Here is a 22,230-nt window from a genome sequence, read left to right on the forward strand (position 1 = left end):
ATGAGAAAGGCTGATTTAGTAGTTGGTGTTCAATGGGGTGATGAGGGCAAAGGCAAGATAGTTGATATGCTAGGACTAAACTATGACATGATTTGTCGCTCTCAAGGTGGCCACAACGCTGGTCATACGATATGGGTCGATGGCGTAAGATACGCACTTCACCTTGTCCCAAGCGGAATTTTGCACAAAAATATCATAAATATCATCGGCAACGGCGTCGTTGTCTCTCCAGAGGTGCTCATCACTGAGATGGCGCAATTTGACAACTTAGAGGGCAGACTTTATATAAGTGACAAAGCACACTTAAATTTAAGCTACCACAGCCAAGTCGATCAAGCAAAAGAGCGCTTAAAAGGTGAAAAAGCGATCGGAACGACTGGCAAAGGCATCGGACCAACATACGCAGACAAGATAAGCAGAAGCGGCCACAGAGTTGGCGAGCTACTTGAGCCAGAGCGCTTATGCGATGCTTTGATGCATGATTTTGAAACAAACAAATGCGTATTTGACGCACTTGGCGTAAAGATACCTGAAGAAAATGAGCTACTTGAAGAGCTAAAAAGATATAAAGAGGTACTTGCTCCATTTATCGCAAACACTACAAATTTAGTTTGGAAAGCGCTTGATGAAGATAAAAAAGTCCTACTTGAAGGCGCTCAGGGCACACTTTTAGACATAGATCACGGCACATACCCTTATGTAACTAGCTCAAATACCATAAGCGCTGGCGCTTGCACTGGTCTTGGACTAAATCCAAAAGAAATAGGCGAAGTTATAGGCGTTATAAAAGCCTATACAACACGCGTTGGCCACGGACCTTTCCCAACTGAAGACAAGGGCACAAATGGCGATAAGATGTGCGAGATAGGTAAAGAATTTGGCACAACAACAGGCCGCCGCAGACGTTGTGGCTGGTTTGACGCAGTAAGCGTAAAATACGCTTCAAGGCTTGATGGCGTCGATACTTATGCACTTATGAAGCTTGATGTGCTTGATGGCTTTGAAGTGGTAAAAATTTGCAAAGCATATCAATATAACGGCGAAACTATCGACTACGTACCAACAGATCTTGAAAATGCAACGCCTATTTACGAGGAGCTTGCAGGCTGGGACAGTGTAAAAGGCATCAGCCGATATGAAGACCTGCCAGCAAACGCAAGAGCATATATCGAGCGTATCGAGGAGCTAACTGGCGTGAAGGTCGGCTATATCTCAACAAGCCCTGAAAGAAGCGATACGATCATTAGATGAAAAGTAAATTTACCTCCGTCGTCCGCGTCAAAAAGCAGGAGATGGATAAGGTAGAGGCTAAGCTTGTCGTTGCTAGGCTAAATGTAAGAAGTGCCGAAGAAAAAATAGCACTCTTAAGGGCCAAGCTCAACGAGTTTAGCCTACCAAAAAGTGGCAACATAGGCGAGCTAAGAGAGAATTTAGAGCTCATAAATATAGCAAGAGCTGAGCTAAACGCGTGCAAAGAGAGCTTAGAAATGGCAAAAAAAGAGGTCTTGCACTACGAGCACAAATATAAAAATGCAAATTTAGAGTACGAAAAGATGAAATATCTAGAAAAAGAAGAATTTAAAAAAGAGATAAAACGCATACAAAAGGCTGAAGCGCTGGCTCTTGATGAGTTTGCAGTTATGAAATTTGCAGCCAAAAGCGAGGCGTGATGAGAGCAGTTTTACTCTTTTTTATAGTTATAAATTTTGCATTTTGCTTTGAAGTGCCGGTTGATTGCACTCAGATCTTTGAAGCTAGAAAAGAGGAAATTTCAAAGGAGCTTGAGGTCATCGACGAGCAGCGCCAAGCCCTAGAGGTCTTTCGAGCAAGCTCAGCTGCAGCTTATGAAGAAAACAACAAAAAGCTCGCCAAAAAAGAGGCTGATCTAAATGCGACGATGAAAGTGATCGAGCAAAAACGCAAAGAGATCGACGAAGTAGTCGCTAAAAATGAGAAAATTTTAAAAGAGCTTCGCACGATGACTACCGATAAAGTCAATGAATCCTACGCCAAAATGAAAGATGGCGCAGCAGCCGAAGTGCTCTCGCAAATGCCAAGATCAAACGCAGCCACCATACTTTATGCCCTTGATGCCAAAAAGATCTCAACCATAATGGCAAAAATGGATCCAAAGGTTGCTTCTGAAGTGACAGCCCTACTTCAAAAAGGCCCTCCATTTATCGACGAAAAAGGTGATATGCCAGCCCCAGCTGGAAGTATAAATATGCAGTAAATTTAACTTACTGCTACTCTATAAAAGCCAAATTTAACTAATAAATTTAACCTATTTGCTCACCCTTTCTCAAATTTTTACCCCCGCTCTTGTTGTATAAATTTAGCGGCGATCTGCTTTTTACACACAGGGGCATAAGCGGTCCAGCGATACTAAATGCTTCACTCTTTTGGCAAAAGGGTCGAATTTGCATAAATTTTTTGCCTAAATTTAGTAAGAAAAATTTAGTAAATGGTAAAAAGCAGCTTAGCTCGGTTTTGCCTTTGCCAAAGAGATTTGTGCTGGAGTTTTTCAGAAATTTTGGTTTAAAAGATAGAGCATTTTATGAGTTTAGCGACGATGAAAAGAGCATCATAAAAAGGCTTTTTGCCTATGAATTTGCTCCAGCTGGGACATTTGGCTTTGAAAGGGCTGAAGTTACAAAAGGTGGCGTAAAGACTAATTTTTTAGATGAAAATTTAGAGAGCAAAAGCGTAAAAGGACTTTATTTTATAGGTGAAGTTTTAGATATCACCGGTATGCTTGGCGGATACAACTTGCATCTAGCCTTTGCAAGTGCTCTAAAGGTGGCTAGTGCTTTAAAAAATAGCTAAAAATCAGAGTGAAATTTAGCTAGTGGCAGCCAAAACTGCCACTAAATTTACTATCTCTCGCTTAGATACTCTTGTAGGCTTTTTACCTCGAGTGCTTTGCCAGTTTGAACTGTGCTTAGCGACTTGGCAGCTGCAAGTGCTGCGCGGATCGTTGTAAAATATGGAATTTTAAATCTAAGTACATTTTGGCGTATCTTTTTGCCGTCATCCACGCTTGATTTTGTATCACTTGTATTTATAACAAGCGCAATATCGCCGTTTTTAAGCCTATCTTCGACGTTTGGTCTGCCCTCGCTTATCTTATAGACAAACTCAGCCTCCACGCCAGCTTCGCTTAAGTGCGATATCTATAAATTCCTGATCTTTTTCAATGCCTACAAAATCTCTATTTAGTAAATTCTAATACAAGCATTTTAATTGCATATTTTGTTAGCAAATTTACCAAAAAACAAATAAAATGCAGAATTTACTAAAAGTAAGGATTGCCTAGATCAACGATCATATAAAAATAGCTACATATATTTTTTTGATCTATTTAGATCGTTTTATAATAAGTTAAAATCAAGAAAATTTATGAATAACATTGCATTAAAATAGTATCAGGCTCAGGAGCTTTAATAAATTTTCACTATCAAGTTTCTTTGATAAAGCTGACAGCCTCATGTGGATTTGCAAATATATGCTCGCTAAACTGCCTTAAATCAGACTCTTTACCATATCCGCACGTAAGGCCAACGTCCGTTATAAGAGCAGCTTTGGCGGCCTTTAAATCCATGATGGTATCGCCAATCATAAAGGCATTATCTTTTTCTTTTTCTAGTCTCTTCAAAGCTAAATTTATAGGTTCTGGATCTGGTTTTGGATTTACTACATCATCTCGTCCGACAACTGTTTTTATAAATTTCATAACACCTAAATGCTCTAACAAAATGATAGAAAATTTTGACGTCTTTGTCGTAACAACACCAACATCAGCAAACATGCTAGCTTCTTTTAAAGCATCCATAGCATGCGGTAAAAGCACAGTCTCATCTAAATAGATCTTCTCGTAGCAAGCTTTATACTCTTTTACATATTTACCTATTAAATTCTTTTTGGCACCAAGTTTTTCAAACATTATTTCAAGCGGATATCCTACTAGAGATTTTAGTGCATCATGATCAGGCTCTTTCTTGTCGTGAGCTAAAAACGCCGCATCAAAACCTTTTAAAATAGCAGAAGTAGAATCTATAAGTGTGCCGTCTAAGTCAAAAAGTATAGTTTTTTTCATGATAATCTCCGCAGAAATAAAAAAGGGCTCAGCCGAAGCCAAGCCCTAAAGAAGTAATTTTAAATAATAAAATTATTTATTGAAAGTAGCTTCAACACGTCTGTTTTGAGCGCGACCTTCTTTAGTTTTGTTTGTAGCGATTGGTTTAAGTTCGCCGTAACCAACTGTAGAAATTTTAGCTTTTTCTACGCCGTAACCAGCAAGAACCTCAGCCACTGCTTTTGCTCTTTTCTCAGATAGTTTTTGGTTGTAAGCTTCTGCACCTACGCTATCAGTGTGACCAGCAAGTACAACTTTATAATCTGGGTGTTCGCCCATAAAGTCAGCTACTTTTTTGATCTCAGCTGCATATTTTGGTCCAACTTTGTAGCTATCAAATGCGAAGTTAACATCTAGATCTCTAAGAACGATAACTTTCTCGCATCCTCTTTCGTCAACAACTACACCAGCTGGAGTGTTAGGGCATTGATCGATATCGTTTGGCACGCCATCGTTGTCATCATCAAGAACTGGTGCTGGAGCTGCTGCCGCTGCTACTGGAGCTGCTGCTACAACTGGAGCTGCTTTTGAATCAAGACCGATGCCAAAGCCTAGTGAATAGAATAGGTTGTGATCAGCGTGCTCAAATTTGATAGCGTCTCTTGCCTCTGCTTTAAGAGCAAATCTATCAGTAACTTGGTATCTTAAACCAAGACCATATTGACCAAAGCCACCATCTTCATTTTTAACAAAGATAGCTGGAACATCTTCATAACCAGCACCGATTAAACCATATAGGCTAACTGGTCCAAAGTCAACGATATTTTTTACAAGGTTTGCGTGGTATCTAAGAGCTCTACCCTCTCTTACAACGTTACCTGTTCTCTCTTTAATTTTTTGAGTGTAATCAACACCAAGCTCAACTTGATCAAAGAAGAAATCTTCAAGGTTTCTAGCCGCTCTAATACCAACAAAGTTGTGGTCTTTTACACGTAGATTTCCTTCTGGATGAACACCACCGATAGTTGGAGTGATCTCATAGTTGTATGCTGCGTTAGACGCAAAAACCGCTGTTGCGGCAACCATAGCTAAAGCAATCTTTTTCATAATAGAATTCCTTTCAAATAGGGATTTTTAATGTTGACTATAATTTTACCTAAATAAAAATAAATCAACTTTAAATTATAACCAAATTCTTAATGTAAATCTGAAATTTACATAACCTAAATTTTGCAAATGCAAAAGCACTTGCAAAAGACCATTAACGTTTAGAGAATTGTGGGCTTCTTCTAGCCTTTCTTCTACCAAATTTCTTACGTTCAACAACACGAGAATCTCTAGTTAGCAAGCCTTTTGGTTTAAGAGCTGCTCTAAAATCAGCATCCATGTCAGCTAAAGCACGTGAAATGCCGTGTCTTAAAGCCTCAGCTTGTGCTGAATAACCGCCACCTAAAGTTGTAGCTACCACGTCTATTAAACTCTCTTGTTTTGTTACTAAAAGTGGTTGAATAACTTTAAGCTTGATAGCCTCGTGACCGCCAAGCCAAGTGTTAAGATCCATACCATTTACTACGATTTTACCGCTTCCAGACTTTATCCAAACCTTTGCTACGGCAGTTTTTCTTTTACCAGTTGCATAAACTTTTGCCATAATTATTTTCCTTCTTTTTTAGCTATTTGTGCCGTATGAGGATGCTCACTGCCAGCATAAACTTTTAGTTTTTTTATCATCTCTCTTCCAAGTTTTGTCTTTGGAAGCATGCCACGAACAGCTAGCTTGAAAAGTTTTTCTGGCTTATTTGCTATCAAATCGCCGAATTTCTCGCTCTTTACGCTGCCAAAATATCCTGAGTGTCTGTGATAAAGTTTATCTTCAGCTTTGTTATTACCAGTAAATTCTACTTTAGAAGCATTTATGATGATAACATAGTCGCCACAATCTACGTTTGGCGTGAAGCATGGTTTGTTTTTGCCACGAAGTATAGTTGCTACCTCAGTTAGCAATCTACCAAAGCGCTTACCAGCTGCATCAACTACGATCCAGTCTCGCTTAACTTCGTTTGGCTTTGTTATTTTTGTCATTTTCTTACCTTTGCCAAGTTAATTTTTGAGTTGTGATTGTATTTAAACAATGCTTTAATAAAGCTTAAATTAAGTAGCGTTTAAACTTCAATATATGAAATTTTGCCTTCAAGTGCATAGAAGATGACGGCGATTATACTATGTTTTTCATAAAATTTAGCGAGCGCATCTTTATACTCTTTTACCTGTTTTTTGTTCTCTTCTATATTTTTATCTGTCGTTTTATAATCAATCACGCAAATTTCACGATCATTAAAGCAAAAAAGATCCATCTGTTTTAGCTCATTTTTTACTTTAAATGGCTGCTCTTTATAAATTTCTTTGTCTTTTATGCACTCTATAAATTTTGGCTCACTTATAAGCATTTTTGCCCTAGAAAAGGCATCTTCAAGTGCTTTAAGCGGCAAAAATTTATGAAATTTATTTAGCATCAAATTTTTAGCTTTTTCTAGTGAAATTTCATCAAATTTCTCGCTCATCTCAAGTAGATAGTGAAACGCCAGGCCAAAATATATCGCGCTTAAATTTTTACCACTCGTCTTTTGCTCTTTTGCCTCAACCTCTTGCTTCTCTATCTTTAAAATTTCAGGCATTTTCTCATCTTTTTTTGCCTCTTTTTGCTCGCTCTTGCTAGGTAAAATTTTGCCAAAGCTAAACTCCTTTAGATCAAGATAGTCGTTTGCCTCGCTCTTGTCGCTTCTTGTGTAAAACGAGAAAAAGCTTGGGCTATTTCCGCTTGGGACGGCTTGTTTGATGATTATGAGCGACTTTGTTGCCCTTGTGAAAGCGACGTAAATTTTATTGATATTTTCTTGCTTTTCAAGCTCTTTCATCTGCTCCAAAACGCTTGCATAGTCGCTATCAAAATTCTCTCTGCCTGAAATTTTACTCTTTACGATCCACTCGCCCTTTTCGCTGTATTCGGTTATGAAATTTGAGTCATCACCCCTACCCTTGCCCATCATGTCGCAAACTATGACGTGAGCGAATTCTAGCCCCTTTGACTTATGCACGGTCATAACTCTCACGCCGTCGCTACTTTTTGGACTGATTTTAGAGCTAAAGTTTTCAAGGTTAAATATAAAATCACTTAAATTTTTATACCCCGCGCTTAGCTCAAACAGCCTCAAGATATCAACGTCTGCCATGCTTATGCCTAAATTTTTAGCTAAGTAAAATAGGCTATTTGTAGCGCTCTCTTCAGGCTTTATATTTAGTTTTTTGACATTTGCATTTACTAGCGCTTTTACATTTTTCTCATAAATTTCTTCTTTAAATAGGCAAAATTTCGCATACTCGATGATCGCAGCGATAAGTGGCGTTCTTTTTAGCTCCAAAGTGCCTTCATTGACGCTTTTTATCCCTTCACTGCTAAGCACTTCTGAAATGAGACTAATGTCGCTATTTTTCCAGCAAAGCACGGTTATCTCGCTTGCATTTACGCCAGCTTTTAAAAGCTCACTTGCTTGCGAAACGACCGCACCTGCGATATCTTCATCGCTTAGCACACGCAAGTAGCCGTAGTCGTCTTTTTCTACTTCAAAGTATGCACACTCACCGCTTACCTCGTAGCTTAGCGTCTCATCTTTTTTGGCTGGCTCTTGCGGCTCAAAACTAAGCCCATATCTATGATAAATTTCTTCAAAAACGGCGTTATTAAATTTCACCAAAGCCTTTAAACTACGGTAGTTGCTTGGCAAATTTTCTATATCTATCTGGCTAAAATCATCTCCAAGCTTGTCAAAAAGCTCTTTTTTGCCGCCTCTAAATTTATAGATACTCTGCTTCGTATCGCCGACATAAAAGAAGCTTCCAAGCCCGTTTTGTCCGTATCCAGAGACGATTTCAGCGATGAGCGGCAAGATGATCTCGTACTGGATCACGTTTGTATCTTGAAACTCATCGACTAAGAGGTGATTTATCCTACCATCAAGCCTAAAATAAAGCGCCTCTTTGTCCAGGCTTTGCACCAAAAGCTTAAAAACCAGCTTGTTTATATCAGCAAAACTTAGCGCATTTATCTCCTTGTTTAGCTCCAAATTTGAAGCCTTATAAAGCTTTAATAGCTTACTAAAGCCACTTAGCCTATACTTTTCGACTTCTAAAATGTAGTTTTTAGCAGCTTCTTTTAGCTCACAAAAAAGCCTATCAAGCTCAGGGGTGTAAATTTTGCTAAAAGTGCGGTAGTCTAGGCTCTGCCTAGCAAAAACCTTACTCTTAAATAGCTCAAATAAATTCTGCTCGCCAAATGTCTTTTTAGCCACATCGCTAGCGCCATTTTGCAAGGCTATATGCTCATTTAACGCCTTTTGCGCCGCCCTTACCTTGCTATCATCTGGATAGCTTGCGCCACTATCTTTTAGCTCGCCGCCAAAGCTCTCATAAAATTTCGCCAAAGTCTGCGAAAAGCTAGCCTCCTTTTGGCTTGAGATGATCATCATTAAGGCTAGCTCGCTAAGAAGCTTTTTATCCTTGCTCGCCTCTTTTACAAATTTTTTCCACGCCAGATCTTGCAAGCTATCTTGCACGCTGTAATCAGGGCTAAGCCCTAAATTTTGGCTAAATTTCTTTAGTATCCCAGAGAAAAACGCATCAAATGTATAAATTTTTAGCTCACTTTGCAAAAAGACGCCAAGCCTCTCATCTCGCCTTTTTATCGCCTCATCTTGGCTTATATCAAGCTCCGCGCACACCGCTTCAAGCTCGCCTTTTTTGTTTTGCAAGTCCAAAAAAGTGGCGATTATGCGCTCTTTCATCTCGTTTGCTGCTTTTTTTGTAAAAGTTAGAGCGACGATCTCGTTTATATTTTCACCTCGAAGCACCAAAGCGATGTAGCGAACGCTTAGTGCAAAGGTTTTACCGCTTCCAGCGCTTGCTTTTAGGGCTAAAAAATTTTTCATAACTCTCTCCTGCAAAGTGTAGCGTATTCGCAAAATGTGCAAGCACCGCTCTTTCTCTCAAAATTTATCTTGGTTTTGTTTATGCATTTTAGCTTTTCTATCTCGCCGTTTAGATCCTCTACGCTTTTTTTCGAGCTAACTAAGCTAGGCTCGTTTTTTAGGGCATAGTAAGCACTTCGCACCTCTCCGCCGTAAAGCGCCTCGTAAAAGGCAAGCTGGAGCGAATTTACATTTGCCTCGCCCGTTTTATAATCAAGTATAAGCACGTCGCCGCTTGCGTCCGCATCGATCCTATCGATAAATCCCTTTATCTGCACGCCGCAAAACTCGCTTTGCACCTCTTTTTCGCACTCAAGCACCCTAAAACCAGCCCTTAAACGCTCGTTTTCATAAATTTCAAACTCTTTAAATTTATGCTTCCAAATTTCAAACTCAAGTGGCGTAAGATTTTGCTTTGCTAGCATCTCTTTAAAAACGGCTAGATCAAAGGTGTTATTTTGCTTATAAAATTCACTCGTGTAATACTCAAAAAGTGCGCTATGAACGCTATTTCCTTGTTTTGTGCCAAGCTCTTTTGATACGCCTTTTGCAGGCTTTATGCCAGCTATCTTTGTGTAGTAGTATTTTCTTGGGCAGGTTAGAAATAAATTTAGCGTCGAAAACGAGAGTGGGTTTGTGAAAAAATCATGTTCTAAAATAACCTCATCGTCACTTAAATTTAAGCTCGCCTCTCCCTTTAAAAATAGCTTTAAATAGGTCTCATCGCTAAATTTCTCATCTTTTATCGTTTTGAAATTTTTTAAAAATCTTGAAGGTATGCTCTCTTCATTTACACAGCAACTTATCGCCACTTTTTTGGCGTTATTTATGAGGCTTTCGTAGTAAAATCTCTGCAAATTTTCACGCTCTACATAGCTTATAAGCCCCGCTTTTTGCCTCACTTTTGAGTTTAAAAACATCTCATTTGCGCTTCTTGCGGGGATGAAGTTGTCATTAAAATCAACTATGATAACGCCATCAAATTTCATCCCGCGGCTCTCTAGCATGCCCATGACGCTGATCCTTCCGCCACCCACGTCGTCGATGCTTAGGCGCGAGATATTTAGCAAAAAAATTTCACTTAGCTGCTTTAGGCTAAAGCTAAAATACCTGCATAAATTCTCCATCCTAAAAAGCTCAAGTGCGAGCTTCTCTTCGCATCTTGGCTCATTTTCAAGTACCAAAAGCTCATCTATTAGCTCTTTGAATTTGCTAAATTCACACGCCTCAAAATAACTAGCCCTAAATTTCTCAAAAAGCTGCTCGCTCACGCCAAATTCGCTTAAAATAAAGCCAAGCTCCTCGTAGCTCTCACACTTGCTTTGATCAAAAACTGGGCTTGCCTCTTCGTTGATCGCTCTTGTGATGTAGTAAAGCGCTTCGTAAAATTTTGTATTTTTAAAGCTCTCGCCCATGGCGTAGTTAAAAATTTTAGCGCTATCATGAAGCCTTAAAATCTCGCTAAAGCCCTCATCTGGCAAGATGACAGCGATGTTTTCAGGCTTTATGCCATCAAGCACAAACTCGCTCGCCTTTGCCATAGCATAGGCGCACTGCAAGCTTCTTGTAGCGAAATTTCTTACTAAAACTGGCTCAAATTTTGTGATATTTTCTAAGCAGACTAGCTCGTTTGTATTTAAATTTAGCTCATATTTTTTATAGTTTTCAAACTCGCTAATGGCTGAGATTTGCCTTATCTTTTCGATTAGTTTTTTATTAAAAACGCTAGTTTGAAAGATGATCTTTAGCGTTGTTAGTTTTGAAATTTTTTCTAAAATTTCCCACTCAAACTCACTTAAAATGCCATCAATGTGAAGTGAAATTTCACTAAAACTTCTTATGTAAGCTTCATTTATGGAGTAAATTTTTGGCAGGGTTATATCATCATAAAGATCCTCTTTATCAAGCAAGCTCTCATACTCTTTTAAAACCGCTTCAAGTATGCTTAAATGCTCCTCAAAATCAGCGTAAATGTCGTTAAATTTAATATCAGCAATGCTCTTTTTGCTGATAGCTAGCTCTTTAAAAAATGAAAAAAGGTAGTCGTTATTTTTCAAAAACTCAAAAAACTCAGTTGGGATTTTAAGCACCGAGTTTGCCTCTTTGACGCTGGCACAGGCTCTGTTCATAAGCACCAAAGCGTAGGTGCTATCGCATTCAAAGCGGCCATTTACAAAAACGGCCTTTTTATAAAACTCTGCGATGCTTAGACTTTTTGGGATTAGCTCGTCATTAAAACCAGCGTTAAATTCCCTGATCTTACGCGAGTTTGTAAAGACGAAAAGTTGATTTAGATTGTGCATTTTTCTCTCTTAAATTTTTAAAAAATGATAGCCAAAAGCTGATAAAAGAGCGCTTTTTCTCACTTAAGCTAAGCTTTGAAAATTTTTCTAAATTCATTAAAAATTTAAGCCTTAAAGTGCTGGGGGCTACAATTTCAAAAAGGAGCAAAAATGCATAAAGAGTTAAACAGATCTGGCTTTTACTACGGCTTTCCTGTCCTACTTGCCACTACAAAAGATCAAAAAGGGCGAGATGATACCGAGCACCCCCAGCGGCACGCGAATGCGGCATGGCAAATTTTAGCGACGCGTCTACTAAATTTACCTTTAAATTTGACTTGATTATAGCCAAATTCGCCCGAATTTTATGCGAGCGTAAAAATACGTTATAATCGCCAAAATTTATAAAAAGGAAGCAAAATGGGCGGAATAAAAGAGTTTTTAAAACACGAAGCCAGCGGCGGGATTTTGCTGATGATCGCTACGGTCGCGGCGCTACTGTGTCAAAATACGTTTTTGAGCGATTTTTACAACGAATTTTTAAAGACCAAATTTACCGTGAGCTTCGGCGAATACGGACTAAGCAAACCCCTGATCTTGTGGGTAAACGACGGATTGATGGCGGTATTTTTCTTTCTCATCGGACTCGAGCTAAAGCGCGAGGTTTTGGAGGGCGAGCTAAAAAATCCGTCGCAAATCGCGCTGCCTGCCATCGGCGCGGCAGGCGGCCTGATAGTGCCCGCGGTTATCTTCTATCTTTTTACGAAACACGACTCCTTCGCGCTTGGCGGCTGGGCGATACCGACGGCGACGGATATCGCGTTTGCTCTGGGGATTTTGAGCCTACTTGGGCCTCGCGTACCGACTAGTTTAAAAATTTTCCTCATGACGCTAGCGATCGTCGACGACCTTTGCGCGATCGTGATTATCGCGCTATTTTACACGAGCGAGCTTAGTGCCCAAATGCTTGCGGTAGCTGGCGTTTGCCTAGCCGCGCTTTTCGCACTAAACAGACTCGGCGTAAAGAGCAAGGCAGCCTATCTAATCGTAGGCGCGGTGATGTGGGTAGCAGTGCTAAAATCAGGCGTTCACGCCACGCTTGCGGGCGTCGTGGCGGCCTTTTTCATACCGCTTAGCTTTAAAGACGAGCCTGGCAAATCTATGCTAAAAAGTATCGAGCACGACCTGCACGGCTGGGTGGCGTTTGGCGTGCTGCCGATATTTGCCTTCGTAAACGCAGGCATCTCGTTGCGAGGCGTCGGACTGGACGAGATTTTGTCTCCGATCGCGCTAGGCACGGCGCTGGGGCTTTTCATCGGCAAGCAAGTCGGGGTATTTTCTTTTAGCTTTTTAGCGATCAAATTTAAGCTAGCCAAGCTACCCGAGGGGTCAAATTTCATCCAGCTTTACGGCATCGCGGTACTTTGCGGCGTAGGATTTACGATGAGCCTTTTCATTAACAGCCTAGCCTACAACGACACGGACGCCTTTGCCTACGCCGACAAGCTTGCTATCTTGCTAGGTTCGGTAGTTTCGGGCGCCGCCGGGTTTATATTGCTTAAATTTAGCGCCAAAAACCAAAGCGCGCGCATAAAAGAGTGATTTTGCATCGTTACTTGCAAAATAGTTGGCATCTTTGTGGATGAAAATTTGTTAAAAGATGAAAAGATAGATACTAAAAAATACTCGCCTCTAATCTATAAATTTAAAGAATACGTCACAACTGGCAAGCGTTTGGGATTAAATTTTGGTTTTAAAGAGGTTTAATCTGGCGTTTTGGCTGGCTAGAAAGCGAAAATTTAAATTTGATTTTGACCTTGACTAAAAACTTTTGGATGCAAATTTAGCCTATCTTGTAGCGTTAAAATCAAATTTATAATATCTCGTATCTTGCTTGTCGCTTAGCCTTAAAAGTAGCTGCCACCTGCCCTCTTTTAGGCCAACACTCTCGCTTACAAGCTCATTTTCTTGCCATGAAGCATTTAGTGTTTTATTATCTTTGTTTGTTTGTGGGCGAGTTAGTAAAATTTCATAGCTAAGGCTTGAAATTTCGCCATTTTTTGGCGTTAGGAGAAATTTAAACTTACCCTGCAAGCCTTTAAATTCTGGCTCAAATTTAAGGCCAAATTTCTCATCAAATCTCGCCTCGCTCTCTTTTATAAATGTGATGTTTTCATCGACACTTTGGTGACTTTGCATATAAGCGCTATCCATCTCGACTGGGTTGTTGATCGCAACAACGATGGTTGCGGCGCAAGCTAGGATGATAGCTACTATACTAAGCACGATGCCATAAGGCCAAAAGCTCTTTTTAGCCATTTTTTACCTTTTTATAAAAGATGATGAGCACGAAAAATGCTATCAAGCCGTAGATGAAAATTCGCAAGAAATTTAAGGTCGTCTTGTTTGAGCTGCCGATGCCGCTTTCTAGCTTTAAATTTAAGCTCTCAGCGATCTGCTCGGCTATATCAGCGTAGCCGTTTAAGATAGCGGCGTTATAGACGTCTTTGCCGTTTTTTGAGACCAAAATGGGGATAATGGTGCCTGATTCTGGATTTACACTTAGAATTTGCTCCTTGTTAAAGAGCTTTGAAGTGTTTGTATCGCTAAAAATTTCAACCTTTTGTTTATCTTTTATGAGCACTAAAAATACAAAAGGCGAGCTTAAATTTTGCTCTTTAAAAAGCGCGTCTAGCTCGCCATCTTTATATACGCCAACTACTAAATTTATGCCGCTTTTTTGATAAAGCTCGTCTCCTATCTCATTTAGTTTTTGGCTCACTTTTTGGCTTAAAATTCCATCATCATTGATAACAAAATTTGCACCCCAAGCCAAATTTTGCCACAGCAAAATGATAAAAATGAGTGCAAATTTCTTCAAATTTAACCTACAAATAGGTGATTTGGCGTAAGTACTGACCAGGCACAAATGGCGCCTGCGACGACTATTAGCAGGATAATGGCTTTTTCTATTATGCCTAGCATCACTACTCCTTTACAATGACGTGTTGAGCGTTATCTACGCTCTTCATCTCGATGCTAGCTGCATCTTTTAGTGAGTAAGGCTTGGTTGCGACCTCTTTTTGCAAGCCGATGCCAACGTATGTAAGCACCGCTAGGATAGAGAGCAAAAGCACCACCGCTATTAAAAACCCGCTAATGCCATTTAAGGCAAAGATGTTTCTATTTTTATTTTCCATTATTCACCCTTTGATAGCGATATGACGTACTCGCCAACTGCTTTTTGCTGGATCTCGTTTAGCCTGCCATCATTAAATTTAGGCATAGTGCCGATCGCTCCTTTTTTGCCACGATTTAGTACCTCAGCCACAAAGCTAGCCGAGCCATATTTGCTAAGATCGACCGACATACCCTCCATGCCCTTGCCATCTTCGCCGTGGCACGACGCACATGCAGCATAAAGCTCTTTGCCAGTTGCTACTAAATTTTCATTTTTTGTGCTTTTTATAGCGCTTATCTCTTTAGCCACGTAAGCTGCGATCGCCTTTGCGCCATCAGCGTCAGCTAAACCTGCTGGCATCTCACCCATTGGATAATCAAGCCCTTTTGAGCCATTTAGTATAGTCTCGACTATACCTTTTTCGCTGCCCCAAATTTGTAAATTTGCAGCCTTGCCGCCTATGCCATCGCCTGTGATGCCGTGACATGCTGAGCACTGCACGAGATAGATGCTCTCGCCCATAGCGTGAAGCGTCTCTTTGCTTGGGTTTGCATACTCTTTTTCAAATTTAGCGTTTGCCTCTTTAACCTCTTTGTTATACTCGCCGATTTGTGAGTAAGAATTTAGTGGGTAGCCTAGCAAATAGTACCAGATCGCCCAAACTAGCGCTAGCAAAAAGACAACCGCCCAGCCAAGTGGGACAGGGTTTTTGTATTCTCCTATGCCGTCCCAGTTGTGCTCGCTAAGCTCAACGCTCTCATCTTTTTTAACCTTCATCTGCCCCACGTACCTGCCAGCTACAACGATGGTAAGCACGATGATTAGAGCCGCTCCTATAAGAGCTAGTAAATTTACATTATCTTCTAAATTTAGCCATTGCATACGCTCTCCTTTGTAGCCTTACGCTCTAAAATTTCGCCACCGATCTCATCGTTAAGCGCTAGTTTTGAGTATTTCTCATAGTTTCTTCTACCAGTTTTTTCGCTCTTATAAAGATGAAAAAAGTAAGCGTACAAAGTGATCGCCAAAAATGCTGTCAAGAAAAAATAGCCATAAGCTTGAAACTCTCTAATGTTCTCCATCTTGTGCTCCTACTTTAGGCTATTTAGATAAGCGATCAGTGCTACGATCTGGCGAATTTCACCTTTTTCAAATGCACTTTTTACCTGCTCATCTTTCATATTTTCAACGATAGCTGCAGCCTCAGCCTTGACATTAGCATTTGTCTGCTCTAGCGTGCCAAGTGCTGGCATATCTTTTTCGTCATAAGGCGTGTTAAAGACCTTTTTAACCGTTAGCGCTTCAGCGTAAGCAGTCTCTATGTCAGCATTTTTCTTAAATAAAAATGGATATGCTGGCATGATCGAGCCTGGCACTACTGAGGCTGGATTTAGCATGTGATTTTCATGCCAGTCAGTCGTTCTATAGTTGCCCACACGCATAAGATCTGGACCTGTTCTTTTTGAGCCCCAAAGGTGCGGACGATCATAGGCAAATTCGCCGCTTAGCGAGTACATGCCGTATCTATCAGTCTCAGCCTTAAACGGACGGATCATTTGTGAGTGGCAAGTGTTGCAGCCATTTTGCATATAGATGTTTTTGCCAGCTAGCTCCAAAACGGTGTAAGGCTTTGTGCCCTCAAGCGGTCTAGCTCTGTTTGCAAAGTCTGGTAAAATTTCAACTATGCCAGCGTAAGCTATGACTATAAAGACGCAAACTGCAAAAAAGAATGGATTTTTTTCTAACCAAGCAAACATCACATCACCTCCGCGCTAGCTTTTGCTCCGCCACCCATAGGCGAAGCGCTTTTTGGCTCTGCTAAGATAGCTTTAGCAGAAGTTGATTTGTAGATGTTATAAGCAAACATCAAGAAGCCAACTAGATAAAGAAGTCCGCCAATAGCCCTTATATAGTAGTATGGGATAAGCACAACTACCGTATCTATAAACGAGTAGAGTAAATTTCCATAGCTATCAGTCGCTCTCCACATCATGCCTTGTGTGATACCAGCGATCCACATAGATGCAAAGTATAAGACGATACCTGTTGTTTGTATCCAAAACTGAGCTTCCATTAGCGACTTTGAGTAAATTTCACGCTTAAACACGCGCGGTGTCATGTGATAAAGTGCCGCCATGATCATAAAGCCAACCCATCCAAGAGCGCCGTCGTGAACGTGTCCTGGTACCCAGTCAGTAAAGTGCGCTAGGGCATTTACAGACTTGATAGAAAGTATCGGGCCTTCAAGTGTCGAAAACATATAAAATGTCGAAGCTAGAACCATAAATTTAATAAGCGGACTCTCTCTAAGCTGCGCCCACTCGCCCTTCATCGTAAGAAGGATGTTTATCGCTGAACCCCATGAAGGCAGGATCAAAACAATAGAAAAGACTGAACCCATAGTCTGCATCCAATCAGGCGTAGCAGAGTAAATGAGGTGGTGTCCGCCAGCCCAAAGGTAGATAAACATCAGACCCCAAAATGAAAATAGAGATAGTTTATATGAAAATATCGGCTGACCGCTCTCTTTTGGTAAGAAATAATAAATTTGAGCGATGATAGCCACTGTAAAGACGAATGCAACTGCGTTGTGGCCGTACCACCACTGAACCAAGGCGTCGTTTGAGCCAGCATACATAGATACAGAGTGTAACCATGAGCCATATCCTGTAACAAGTCTTGTTGGAACTTCCATATTGTTAAATAGATATAGCATCGCAACGCCTAAAAATGTAGCGATATAGTACCAAACTGAGATGTAAAGTGTCTTTTCGCGGCGGATACCGATGAGGCCAAATATACTAACGCCCCAAAGCACCCAAACCAAGACCACTGCGATATCTAGTGGCCACTCAAGCTCAGCGTACTCCTTAGCTGTGCTCTCGCCCATAAAAAGCGTAACAACAGCTAAAATCATAACAAGCATATATAGCCAAAAGTGAAGCTTGCCGATAAACATCAAAAATGGCGACTCGCTCATCGAGACCTTTAAAACACGCTGTCCGATGTAGTACCAAGTGGCAAAGATGCCTGAGAGCATGAAGCCAAAGATGATGCCATTAGTATGAAGAGGACGCAACCTCCCAAACGCCGAATATTCGCCGGCAATGTAGTTAAGCTCTGGACAGGCCATTTGAAAAGCTATAACTACGCCAACAACCATGCCTATGATACCAAATAGTATCGTGGCAAACATAAATAGCTTTGCTACACTATAATCATAGTGTAGTAGCTGAGATGGTCGCATAAAATATCCTCCTAGTTAAATTTATATTAATGATTCGTTATTTTAAAGTATAAGAACTATAAAAAAACTTAATTAATATAAATTCTCATTAACTAGGAAAGTCTTCTGTCTATTTTGTAACCAAGTCCTGGGACATTTTTTATAAAGTTGTTACCAACTTTATCTCTAACACGCTTAACAAAGGTTCTGATAGCTGCTTCTGTAACGCTCTCGCCAACCCAAACGACGCTTTTGATCTCATCATGAAGCACGAGCGTACCAAGTCTTTTTATCAAAAGTGAGATAAATGCAAGCTCTTTTTTAGTAAGTGAAATTTCAACGCCATCTCTGATAAGAACGCGCTTGATCTTATTAAAGCTATATCCGTTTGCAACTTGGATGATGTTTGCAGTTTCTATCTTGCTTTTTGCGACATTTTCTATCGTTTTTAAAAGATCATCTGCCATGATAGGTTTTATAAGATACTTATCAACGCCAACATCGATAGCCTTTAATAAAGTCTCTTTTTCGCTATGCGCACTTAGGACGATGACAGGTGTGTCTTTAGAAATTTCCTTGATATATCTTGTCATATCAAGTCCATCACTAATTGGCATAAATACATCTGTAATTACCATATTTGGGTTGTATTTTTTAAATTTTTTCAAACCTTCATCACCATTTTGAGCAGTAAAAACTTTCTCAAAATTGTCACTTAGCACATCGTGCATGATCTTTTTGCTGTCGCTATCATCTTCGACAAGCAAAACCGTTAGGTTCTTTAAAATTTTATTCATCTATCTCTCCTTTGTGTGGTAACTTTATTAAAAAACAGGCTCCATTATCGCTGTTGCCCGCTGTTATTTCTGCGTTAAATTGATCGATTATTTGCTTTGACATATAAAGTCCTAAGCCAGTGCCTTTGGTATCTTCTTTGGTGGTAAAATATGGCTTAAATATCTCATCTATCACATTTTTATCTATGCCACCACCGTTATCTTCTACGCTTAGGTAAGCAAATTTTTCGTCATTATCAATCTTTATTTTTATATTTTTTTCTTCTATCTTTTTTAAATTCAGTGCGTCTTTTGCATTGTTTAGTAAATTTATAATGACTTGCATAAGTCTGTTTTTGTGACCATAAATTTTAGAATCGCCTAGCACTTCAAGCTCTATACGAATGCCATCTTTTTTCATCACGCCTTTTACGATCTGTATCGATGCTCTAGCTGCATCTGCTAGACCAAATTCTTGCGAAAGTGTGTTTGGGTTTAAAAACGAGCTAAACTCATCAGTAGTTTCTGACATATACTTTATGATCTGCATAGCCCTCTCATAAGAGCCAATAAATTCGCCATCTTCGCTGCCTGTAAGCTTTTTCATCTTGTATAAAACTAAGCATAGCTCATTTAGCGGCTGCTTCCACTGGTGAGTTATATTTGCCATCATCTCGCCCATTATCGCAAGTTTAGCAATCCTCATACCCTCGCTACTTGATAGAAAATTTTCATCTAAATTTAAACTAGGCATTTGCTCTATATCCTAAAAATGATAGATAAAGTCCGTTTAAGATCATTATGCAAGCTGAGAGCTTAAACATGATCTCTTTAAATTTCTCTCTTAGCAAACCAAAAACAAAGCTAGCTAACAGCATCGCTGGTAAGGTGCAAAGCCCAAAAATAAGCATTATTAGTGACGCATCGGCTGCATTTGCGCTTAAAATTCCAAGCGCTAAAAAATAATAGACCACTCCACAAGGCAAAAGCCCATTTAAAAAGCCAAGTAGCAAGAAATTTGCTAAATTTCTCTTTTGCACACTTGTTTTTGCCATTTTTACTATAAATTTAAGTGCTTTTTCGCTCTCTATAAATTTTAAAAGCTCGCCCCTAAAAAGCAATGCGATGCCAATAAATGCGATCACTAGGCCAACTATAAAAAATATAACACCTCTTGCTTGCACACCAAAACTAATGGCTGCTCCAAAAGCGCCAAACAGTGCTCCCAAAGCCACATAAGCAAAGACTCTAGCTAGGTTATAAAGCGTGCTTAGCATTAAAATTTTACTCTTACTTTTGCCTTTAAAAAATAGAGCTTGCAAGCCCAAAAACCCGCTACACATGCCAACACAATGACTAAAGCTGCTCATAAAAGCAACCGCGATGATCGTGTAGAGGCTTATATCTTGCATTATAAAATTTCTAAAAACTGCTTAAATATATATTTGCTCTCGTTAGGACCACTGCTTGCTTCTGGGTGATGTTGCACCGAGAAGATCGGATAGTCCTTGTATCTTACACCCTCGATCGTGTTGTCAAACAAATTTCTATGTGTCACAACCGCTACTTCAGCGATGCTCTCTGGTACGTTGTAGTTGTGATTTTGCGTTGTTATCTCGATCGCTTTTGTCTCTAAATTTAAGACTGGATGATTTGCTCCGTGCTGACCAAATTTAAGTTTATATGTCTCGTATCCAAAGGCATTTGAAAGTAGCTGATGGCCAAGGCAGATGCCAAATATCGGGATCCTGGCCTCTATCATCTTCTTAATCTCGGCGATCTCAGCCTTTAAATTCTTTGGCTCGCCTGGACCATTTGATAAAAATACCCCGTTTATCTCGCCATTTTTAAATTTCTCTATCAAAACCTCAGCCTTGGTATCGTGTGGTACGACGATAACCTCAAGGCCAGTTTCGCATAGCTCATTTAGGATATTTCTCTTTACACCAAAGTCAAAAACAGCTATCTTTTTGCCGATACTTTTTAGCGGTTTATATGATTTTAAATTTCTATCCCAAGCACCTTTTTTATGCTCGTACTCGTCCATTGCGCTCACTGTTTTTACATAGTTTATATTTTCTATGCGTCCGCTACTTTCGAGCCTGCGTTTTAGCTCGTCTTTGTCGCTTATCTGCGTTGAGATGTATGCCATTAAAGCGCCTTCATCACGTAGCATCTTTGTTAGATATCTAGTATCTACGTCATAAACGCCAAATTTGCCCTGCTCTTCGAAAAATTTGCCTAAAGACTTTTGCGAGCGGTAGTTTGACGGGGTTTCGTTGTAGCTTCTCATTATTACGCCACTTGCGTGAATTCTAAGGCTCTCCATATCATCTTCGTTTATGCCAACGATGCCGATCTCTGGCATAGTAAAGACGATAAACTGACCAGCATAGCTTGGATCGCTCATGATCTCCTCATAGCCAGTCATAGAGGTATTAAAAACGAGCTCGCCTGCACACTCGCCGTGAGCACCAAAGGCCTTTGCCTCTAAAAAAACGCCGTTTTCAATATAGATATAAGCTTTCATTAAAGCATTCCTCTTTTTTTAAGCTCATCTTGATATAAACGCTCAAAAATCAGGTCGTATTCATCAGTTCCTGGGATCAGTTTGCGTTTGTAGTTTTGCATCATCTCATAGACGCTATCTTCTATCTTCTCATAGCTCTTTAGATACTCATCTATCGAGCCATATATCACGTTTTTTACGCGGTTTTCAGATACGCTATAATCAACCAACCCGCTCTTCCAAATAGTCTCAAGTATCTTGTGAGCGACATTGCTAAATCTATCTTCATGAGTTAAAATGACGTCAAATTCACCAGCAAGTTTCTTTTTAACGAGCCAAAACATATTTTTGCGGTCTATTTGCATCGTTTGCATCTCGTCCTCGTTTTTCTCTAAAAGCTCATTTACTCGCTCGTCTAGCGCTCTTTCTTTTTGAACGTCGGTAGTTAAAATTTCACTTGCTTTTGCTACGATTGGCTCAATACCTTTGTTTAACTTTACAAAACCACAGTTTAAAAGATCTATTGCTATTTTATGTGAGACATAAGGTACGTGTGGAAGTTTTATACGCATTTTAAACCTTTAAATTTTTATGCCATTGTAACTAAATAAAGGTAAAACTTTACTTTGAAATTTTAACGACTTTATCATTGTCACTTCTTAGAAAATAAATTTCTCTTCGTCCGTCATAAAGGACTTTGCCGCTTGTTTTTTGCTCGTTTTGTAAATTTGAAGATAGATCCATCTCAAGTGGCTTACTCATAAAATAAGCCTCGCCCAAGCTTCGTCCAAAATCAGGATACCAACTAAGTGCGCAAAGCACGAGCAAGAGCAGATAAAAGGCTCTAAAAATTTTTCTAAATGGCGCATAAAAGAAACAATATCCAAATATAAAAAACACAGGTAAAAGCCACAAAAAAGGCACATTATCGACAAAAATCACATTGAAATACTCATTTATGCCATAAAATGAAAAGTAGTTGTTGTAAATTCCAACAAATAGCGTAAAAATAGGAGCAAGAACAAATATAATGCCAGTAAAAAATGCATTGAAAAATTTCATAGACTCTCCTTTTTTTCGTGGGATTATATTAAATTTTAGCTTTATTATTGCTCTAAATTTATTAGCCAAGATGTTTTAAACTCCAAAATGTCACAAAT

General features: G+C 39.7%; 26 protein-coding genes and 1 pseudogene. 7 read left to right on the plus strand and 20 right to left on the minus strand.

Translation table 11 applies throughout. From position 1 onward, the window contains the following. The 4 genes from F3G88_RS00725 to F3G88_RS00740 all read left to right on the plus strand — a co-directional run bounded on the left by F3G88_RS00725 (window position 1) and on the right by F3G88_RS00740 (window position 2,826). On the plus strand, window positions 1-1,251 hold the full coding sequence (locus tag F3G88_RS00725) for an adenylosuccinate synthase (RefSeq protein ID WP_103573800.1): 1,251 nt from the start codon (window positions 1-3) through the stop codon (window positions 1,249-1,251). Then, entirely contained in the window at window positions 1,248-1,670 is a 423-nt protein-coding gene (locus tag F3G88_RS00730) for a flagellar export protein FliJ (RefSeq protein ID WP_103573801.1), read from the plus strand. Before F3G88_RS00725 ends, F3G88_RS00730 begins: the two co-directional genes overlap by 4 nt. Beyond that, window positions 1,670-2,233: a MotE family protein gene (locus F3G88_RS00735; RefSeq protein WP_103573802.1), complete on the plus strand. Its 564-nt coding sequence runs from the start codon at window positions 1,670-1,672 to the stop codon at window positions 2,231-2,233. The genes F3G88_RS00730 and F3G88_RS00735 overlap by 1 nt, the downstream gene beginning before the upstream one ends. Window positions 2,234-2,325: 92 nt before the next feature. Continuing rightward, entirely contained in the window at window positions 2,326-2,826 is a 501-nt protein-coding gene (locus F3G88_RS00740; protein ID WP_149715116.1) for an NAD(P)/FAD-dependent oxidoreductase, read from the plus strand. Window positions 2,827-2,876: 50 nt separating this feature from the next. Here the strand turns inward: F3G88_RS00740 and F3G88_RS00745 are convergent. From F3G88_RS00745 to F3G88_RS00775, 7 genes and pseudogenes are all read right to left on the minus strand, one after another. Continuing rightward, a pseudogene (locus tag F3G88_RS00745) lies at window positions 2,877-3,164 on the minus strand (hypothetical protein); the annotation flags it as partial. A gap of 293 nt (window positions 3,165-3,457) precedes the next feature. Further along, on the minus strand, window positions 3,458-4,096 hold the full coding sequence (locus tag F3G88_RS00750; protein ID WP_103573803.1) for an HAD family hydrolase: 639 nt from the start codon (window positions 4,094-4,096) through the stop codon (window positions 3,458-3,460). A 72-nt stretch (window positions 4,097-4,168) separates the two neighbouring features. Further along, window positions 4,169-5,182: an OmpA family protein gene (locus F3G88_RS00755; protein ID WP_103573804.1), complete on the minus strand. Its 1,014-nt coding sequence runs from the start codon at window positions 5,180-5,182 to the stop codon at window positions 4,169-4,171. Window positions 5,183-5,336: 154 nt separating this feature from the next. Further along, the gene (rpsI, locus tag F3G88_RS00760) at window positions 5,337-5,726 is read right to left on the minus strand and encodes a 30S ribosomal protein S9 (RefSeq protein WP_002939337.1); all 390 of its coding nucleotides are present in this window, start codon (window positions 5,724-5,726) and stop codon (window positions 5,337-5,339) included. Window positions 5,727-5,728: 2 nt separating this feature from the next. Next, entirely contained in the window at window positions 5,729-6,157 is a 429-nt protein-coding gene (gene rplM / locus F3G88_RS00765) for a 50S ribosomal protein L13 (RefSeq protein WP_002939292.1), read from the minus strand. Window positions 6,158-6,237: 80 nt separating this feature from the next. After that, on the minus strand, window positions 6,238-9,057 hold the full coding sequence (locus F3G88_RS00770) for a RecB-like helicase (RefSeq protein WP_149715117.1): 2,820 nt from the start codon (window positions 9,055-9,057) through the stop codon (window positions 6,238-6,240). After that, window positions 9,054-11,399, minus strand: coding sequence for a PD-(D/E)XK nuclease family protein (locus tag F3G88_RS00775; RefSeq protein ID WP_149715118.1), 2,346 nt, complete (start codon window positions 11,397-11,399; stop codon window positions 9,054-9,056). Before F3G88_RS00775 ends, F3G88_RS00770 begins: the two co-directional genes overlap by 4 nt. Window positions 11,400-11,549: 150 nt before the next feature. Between F3G88_RS00775 and F3G88_RS10400 the strand changes: the two genes are divergently transcribed. The 3 genes from F3G88_RS10400 (at window position 11,550) to F3G88_RS10590 (ending at window position 13,145) form a co-directional block, all read left to right on the plus strand. Then, window positions 11,550-11,720, plus strand: coding sequence for a hypothetical protein (locus tag F3G88_RS10400; protein ID WP_223228702.1), 171 nt, complete (start codon window positions 11,550-11,552; stop codon window positions 11,718-11,720). A gap of 78 nt (window positions 11,721-11,798) precedes the next feature. Then, entirely contained in the window at window positions 11,799-12,980 is a 1,182-nt protein-coding gene (gene nhaA, locus F3G88_RS00785) for a Na+/H+ antiporter NhaA (protein ID WP_149715119.1), read from the plus strand. 36 nt (window positions 12,981-13,016) lie between these two features. Next, window positions 13,017-13,145: a hypothetical protein gene (locus tag F3G88_RS10590; protein ID WP_262367006.1), complete on the plus strand. Its 129-nt coding sequence runs from the start codon at window positions 13,017-13,019 to the stop codon at window positions 13,143-13,145. 81 nt (window positions 13,146-13,226) lie between these two features. On the opposite strand, the gene F3G88_RS00790 is transcribed toward F3G88_RS10590, so the two are convergent. The 13 genes from F3G88_RS00790 to F3G88_RS00850 all read right to left on the minus strand — a co-directional run bounded on the left by F3G88_RS00790 (window position 13,227) and on the right by F3G88_RS00850 (window position 22,132). Next, window positions 13,227-13,697: a FixH family protein gene (locus F3G88_RS00790; RefSeq protein WP_149715120.1), complete on the minus strand. Its 471-nt coding sequence runs from the start codon at window positions 13,695-13,697 to the stop codon at window positions 13,227-13,229. Beyond that, the gene (locus tag F3G88_RS00795; RefSeq protein WP_149715121.1) at window positions 13,690-14,259 is read right to left on the minus strand and encodes a hypothetical protein; all 570 of its coding nucleotides are present in this window, start codon (window positions 14,257-14,259) and stop codon (window positions 13,690-13,692) included. Before F3G88_RS00795 ends, F3G88_RS00790 begins: the two co-directional genes overlap by 8 nt. A 106-nt stretch (window positions 14,260-14,365) precedes the next feature. Further along, entirely contained in the window at window positions 14,366-14,578 is a 213-nt protein-coding gene (locus F3G88_RS00800; protein WP_103643487.1) for a DUF4006 family protein, read from the minus strand. After that, the gene (locus F3G88_RS00805; RefSeq protein WP_149715122.1) at window positions 14,578-15,441 is read right to left on the minus strand and encodes a cbb3-type cytochrome c oxidase N-terminal domain-containing protein; all 864 of its coding nucleotides are present in this window, start codon (window positions 15,439-15,441) and stop codon (window positions 14,578-14,580) included. The genes F3G88_RS00800 and F3G88_RS00805 overlap by 1 nt, the downstream gene beginning before the upstream one ends. Next, window positions 15,429-15,641 carry a cytochrome c oxidase, cbb3-type, CcoQ subunit gene (locus F3G88_RS00810; protein ID WP_002939259.1) on the minus strand — a complete coding sequence of 71 codons (213 nt, stop codon included), beginning with the start codon at window positions 15,639-15,641 and terminating at the stop codon, window positions 15,429-15,431. The genes F3G88_RS00805 and F3G88_RS00810 overlap by 13 nt, the downstream gene beginning before the upstream one ends. Window positions 15,642-15,650: 9 nt before the next feature. Then, the gene (gene ccoO, locus F3G88_RS00815) at window positions 15,651-16,316 is read right to left on the minus strand and encodes a cytochrome-c oxidase, cbb3-type subunit II (protein WP_002939297.1); all 666 of its coding nucleotides are present in this window, start codon (window positions 16,314-16,316) and stop codon (window positions 15,651-15,653) included. Then, the gene (gene ccoN, locus F3G88_RS00820) at window positions 16,316-17,806 is read right to left on the minus strand and encodes a cytochrome-c oxidase, cbb3-type subunit I (protein ID WP_148788066.1); all 1,491 of its coding nucleotides are present in this window, start codon (window positions 17,804-17,806) and stop codon (window positions 16,316-16,318) included. Before ccoN ends, ccoO begins: the two co-directional genes overlap by 1 nt. Window positions 17,807-17,898: 92 nt before the next feature. Continuing rightward, a complete protein-coding gene (locus F3G88_RS00825) occupies window positions 17,899-18,582 on the minus strand; it encodes a response regulator transcription factor (RefSeq protein WP_012001191.1) in 684 nt (227 codons plus the stop codon). Continuing rightward, window positions 18,575-19,315 carry a sensor histidine kinase gene (locus F3G88_RS00830; RefSeq protein ID WP_149715123.1) on the minus strand — a complete coding sequence of 247 codons (741 nt, stop codon included), beginning with the start codon at window positions 19,313-19,315 and terminating at the stop codon, window positions 18,575-18,577. Before F3G88_RS00830 ends, F3G88_RS00825 begins: the two co-directional genes overlap by 8 nt. Beyond that, complete coding sequence (locus F3G88_RS00835) at window positions 19,308-19,973, minus strand: sulfite exporter TauE/SafE family protein (RefSeq protein WP_149715124.1); 666 nt, start codon at window positions 19,971-19,973, stop codon at window positions 19,308-19,310. Before F3G88_RS00835 ends, F3G88_RS00830 begins: the two co-directional genes overlap by 8 nt. Further along, complete coding sequence (gene carA / locus F3G88_RS00840) at window positions 19,973-21,091, minus strand: glutamine-hydrolyzing carbamoyl-phosphate synthase small subunit (protein ID WP_103573814.1); 1,119 nt, start codon at window positions 21,089-21,091, stop codon at window positions 19,973-19,975. The genes F3G88_RS00835 and carA overlap by 1 nt, the downstream gene beginning before the upstream one ends. Further along, window positions 21,091-21,642, minus strand: coding sequence for a DUF507 family protein (locus tag F3G88_RS00845; protein WP_012001188.1), 552 nt, complete (start codon window positions 21,640-21,642; stop codon window positions 21,091-21,093). Before F3G88_RS00845 ends, carA begins: the two co-directional genes overlap by 1 nt. A gap of 49 nt (window positions 21,643-21,691) precedes the next feature. Beyond that, window positions 21,692-22,132 carry a hypothetical protein gene (locus tag F3G88_RS00850; protein ID WP_012001187.1) on the minus strand — a complete coding sequence of 147 codons (441 nt, stop codon included), beginning with the start codon at window positions 22,130-22,132 and terminating at the stop codon, window positions 21,692-21,694. Between the last annotated feature and the right edge of the window lie 98 nt (window positions 22,133-22,230).

The sequence above is a fragment of the Campylobacter concisus genome (genome assembly GCF_902460675.1).
Classification (GTDB): domain Bacteria; phylum Campylobacterota; class Campylobacteria; order Campylobacterales; family Campylobacteraceae; genus Campylobacter_A; species Campylobacter_A concisus_AJ.

Bases quoted from the DNA above. Each gene is read 5' to 3' on its own strand.
- F3G88_RS00725 (WP_103573800.1), top strand. From the start codon at position 1: ATGAGAAAGGCTGATTTAGTAGTTGGTGTTCAATGGGGTGATGAGGGC.
- F3G88_RS00730 (WP_103573801.1), top strand. From the start codon at position 1,248: ATGAAAAGTAAATTTACCTCCGTCGTCCGCGTCAAAAAGCAGGAGATG.
- F3G88_RS00735 (WP_103573802.1), top strand. From the start codon at position 1,670: ATGAGAGCAGTTTTACTCTTTTTTATAGTTATAAATTTTGCATTTTGC.
- F3G88_RS00750 (WP_103573803.1), bottom strand. From the start codon at position 4,096: ATGAAAAAAACTATACTTTTTGACTTAGACGGCACACTTATAGATTCT.
- F3G88_RS00755 (WP_103573804.1), bottom strand. From the start codon at position 5,182: ATGAAAAAGATTGCTTTAGCTATGGTTGCCGCAACAGCGGTTTTTGCG.
- rpsI (WP_002939337.1), bottom strand. From the start codon at position 5,726: ATGGCAAAAGTTTATGCAACTGGTAAAAGAAAAACTGCCGTAGCAAAG.
- rplM (WP_002939292.1), bottom strand. From the start codon at position 6,157: ATGACAAAAATAACAAAGCCAAACGAAGTTAAGCGAGACTGGATCGTA.
- F3G88_RS00770 (WP_149715117.1), bottom strand. From the start codon at position 9,057: ATGAAAAATTTTTTAGCCCTAAAAGCAAGCGCTGGAAGCGGTAAAACC.
- F3G88_RS00775 (WP_149715118.1), bottom strand. From the start codon at position 11,399: ATGCACAATCTAAATCAACTTTTCGTCTTTACAAACTCGCGTAAGATC.
- F3G88_RS10400 (WP_223228702.1), top strand. From the start codon at position 11,550: ATGCATAAAGAGTTAAACAGATCTGGCTTTTACTACGGCTTTCCTGTC.
- nhaA (WP_149715119.1), top strand. From the start codon at position 11,799: ATGGGCGGAATAAAAGAGTTTTTAAAACACGAAGCCAGCGGCGGGATT.
- F3G88_RS00790 (WP_149715120.1), bottom strand. From the start codon at position 13,697: ATGGCTAAAAAGAGCTTTTGGCCTTATGGCATCGTGCTTAGTATAGTA.
- F3G88_RS00800 (WP_103643487.1), bottom strand. From the start codon at position 14,578: ATGGAAAATAAAAATAGAAACATCTTTGCCTTAAATGGCATTAGCGGG.
- F3G88_RS00805 (WP_149715122.1), bottom strand. From the start codon at position 15,441: ATGCAATGGCTAAATTTAGAAGATAATGTAAATTTACTAGCTCTTATA.
- F3G88_RS00810 (WP_002939259.1), bottom strand. From the start codon at position 15,641: ATGGAGAACATTAGAGAGTTTCAAGCTTATGGCTATTTTTTCTTGACA.
- ccoO (WP_002939297.1), bottom strand. From the start codon at position 16,316: ATGTTTGCTTGGTTAGAAAAAAATCCATTCTTTTTTGCAGTTTGCGTC.
- ccoN (WP_148788066.1), bottom strand. From the start codon at position 17,806: ATGCGACCATCTCAGCTACTACACTATGATTATAGTGTAGCAAAGCTA.
- F3G88_RS00825 (WP_012001191.1), bottom strand. From the start codon at position 18,582: ATGAATAAAATTTTAAAGAACCTAACGGTTTTGCTTGTCGAAGATGAT.
- F3G88_RS00830 (WP_149715123.1), bottom strand. From the start codon at position 19,315: ATGCCTAGTTTAAATTTAGATGAAAATTTTCTATCAAGTAGCGAGGGT.
- F3G88_RS00835 (WP_149715124.1), bottom strand. From the start codon at position 19,973: ATGCAAGATATAAGCCTCTACACGATCATCGCGGTTGCTTTTATGAGC.
- carA (WP_103573814.1), bottom strand. From the start codon at position 21,091: ATGAAAGCTTATATCTATATTGAAAACGGCGTTTTTTTAGAGGCAAAG.
- F3G88_RS00845 (WP_012001188.1), bottom strand. From the start codon at position 21,642: ATGCGTATAAAACTTCCACACGTACCTTATGTCTCACATAAAATAGCA.
- F3G88_RS00850 (WP_012001187.1), bottom strand. From the start codon at position 22,132: ATGAAATTTTTCAATGCATTTTTTACTGGCATTATATTTGTTCTTGCT.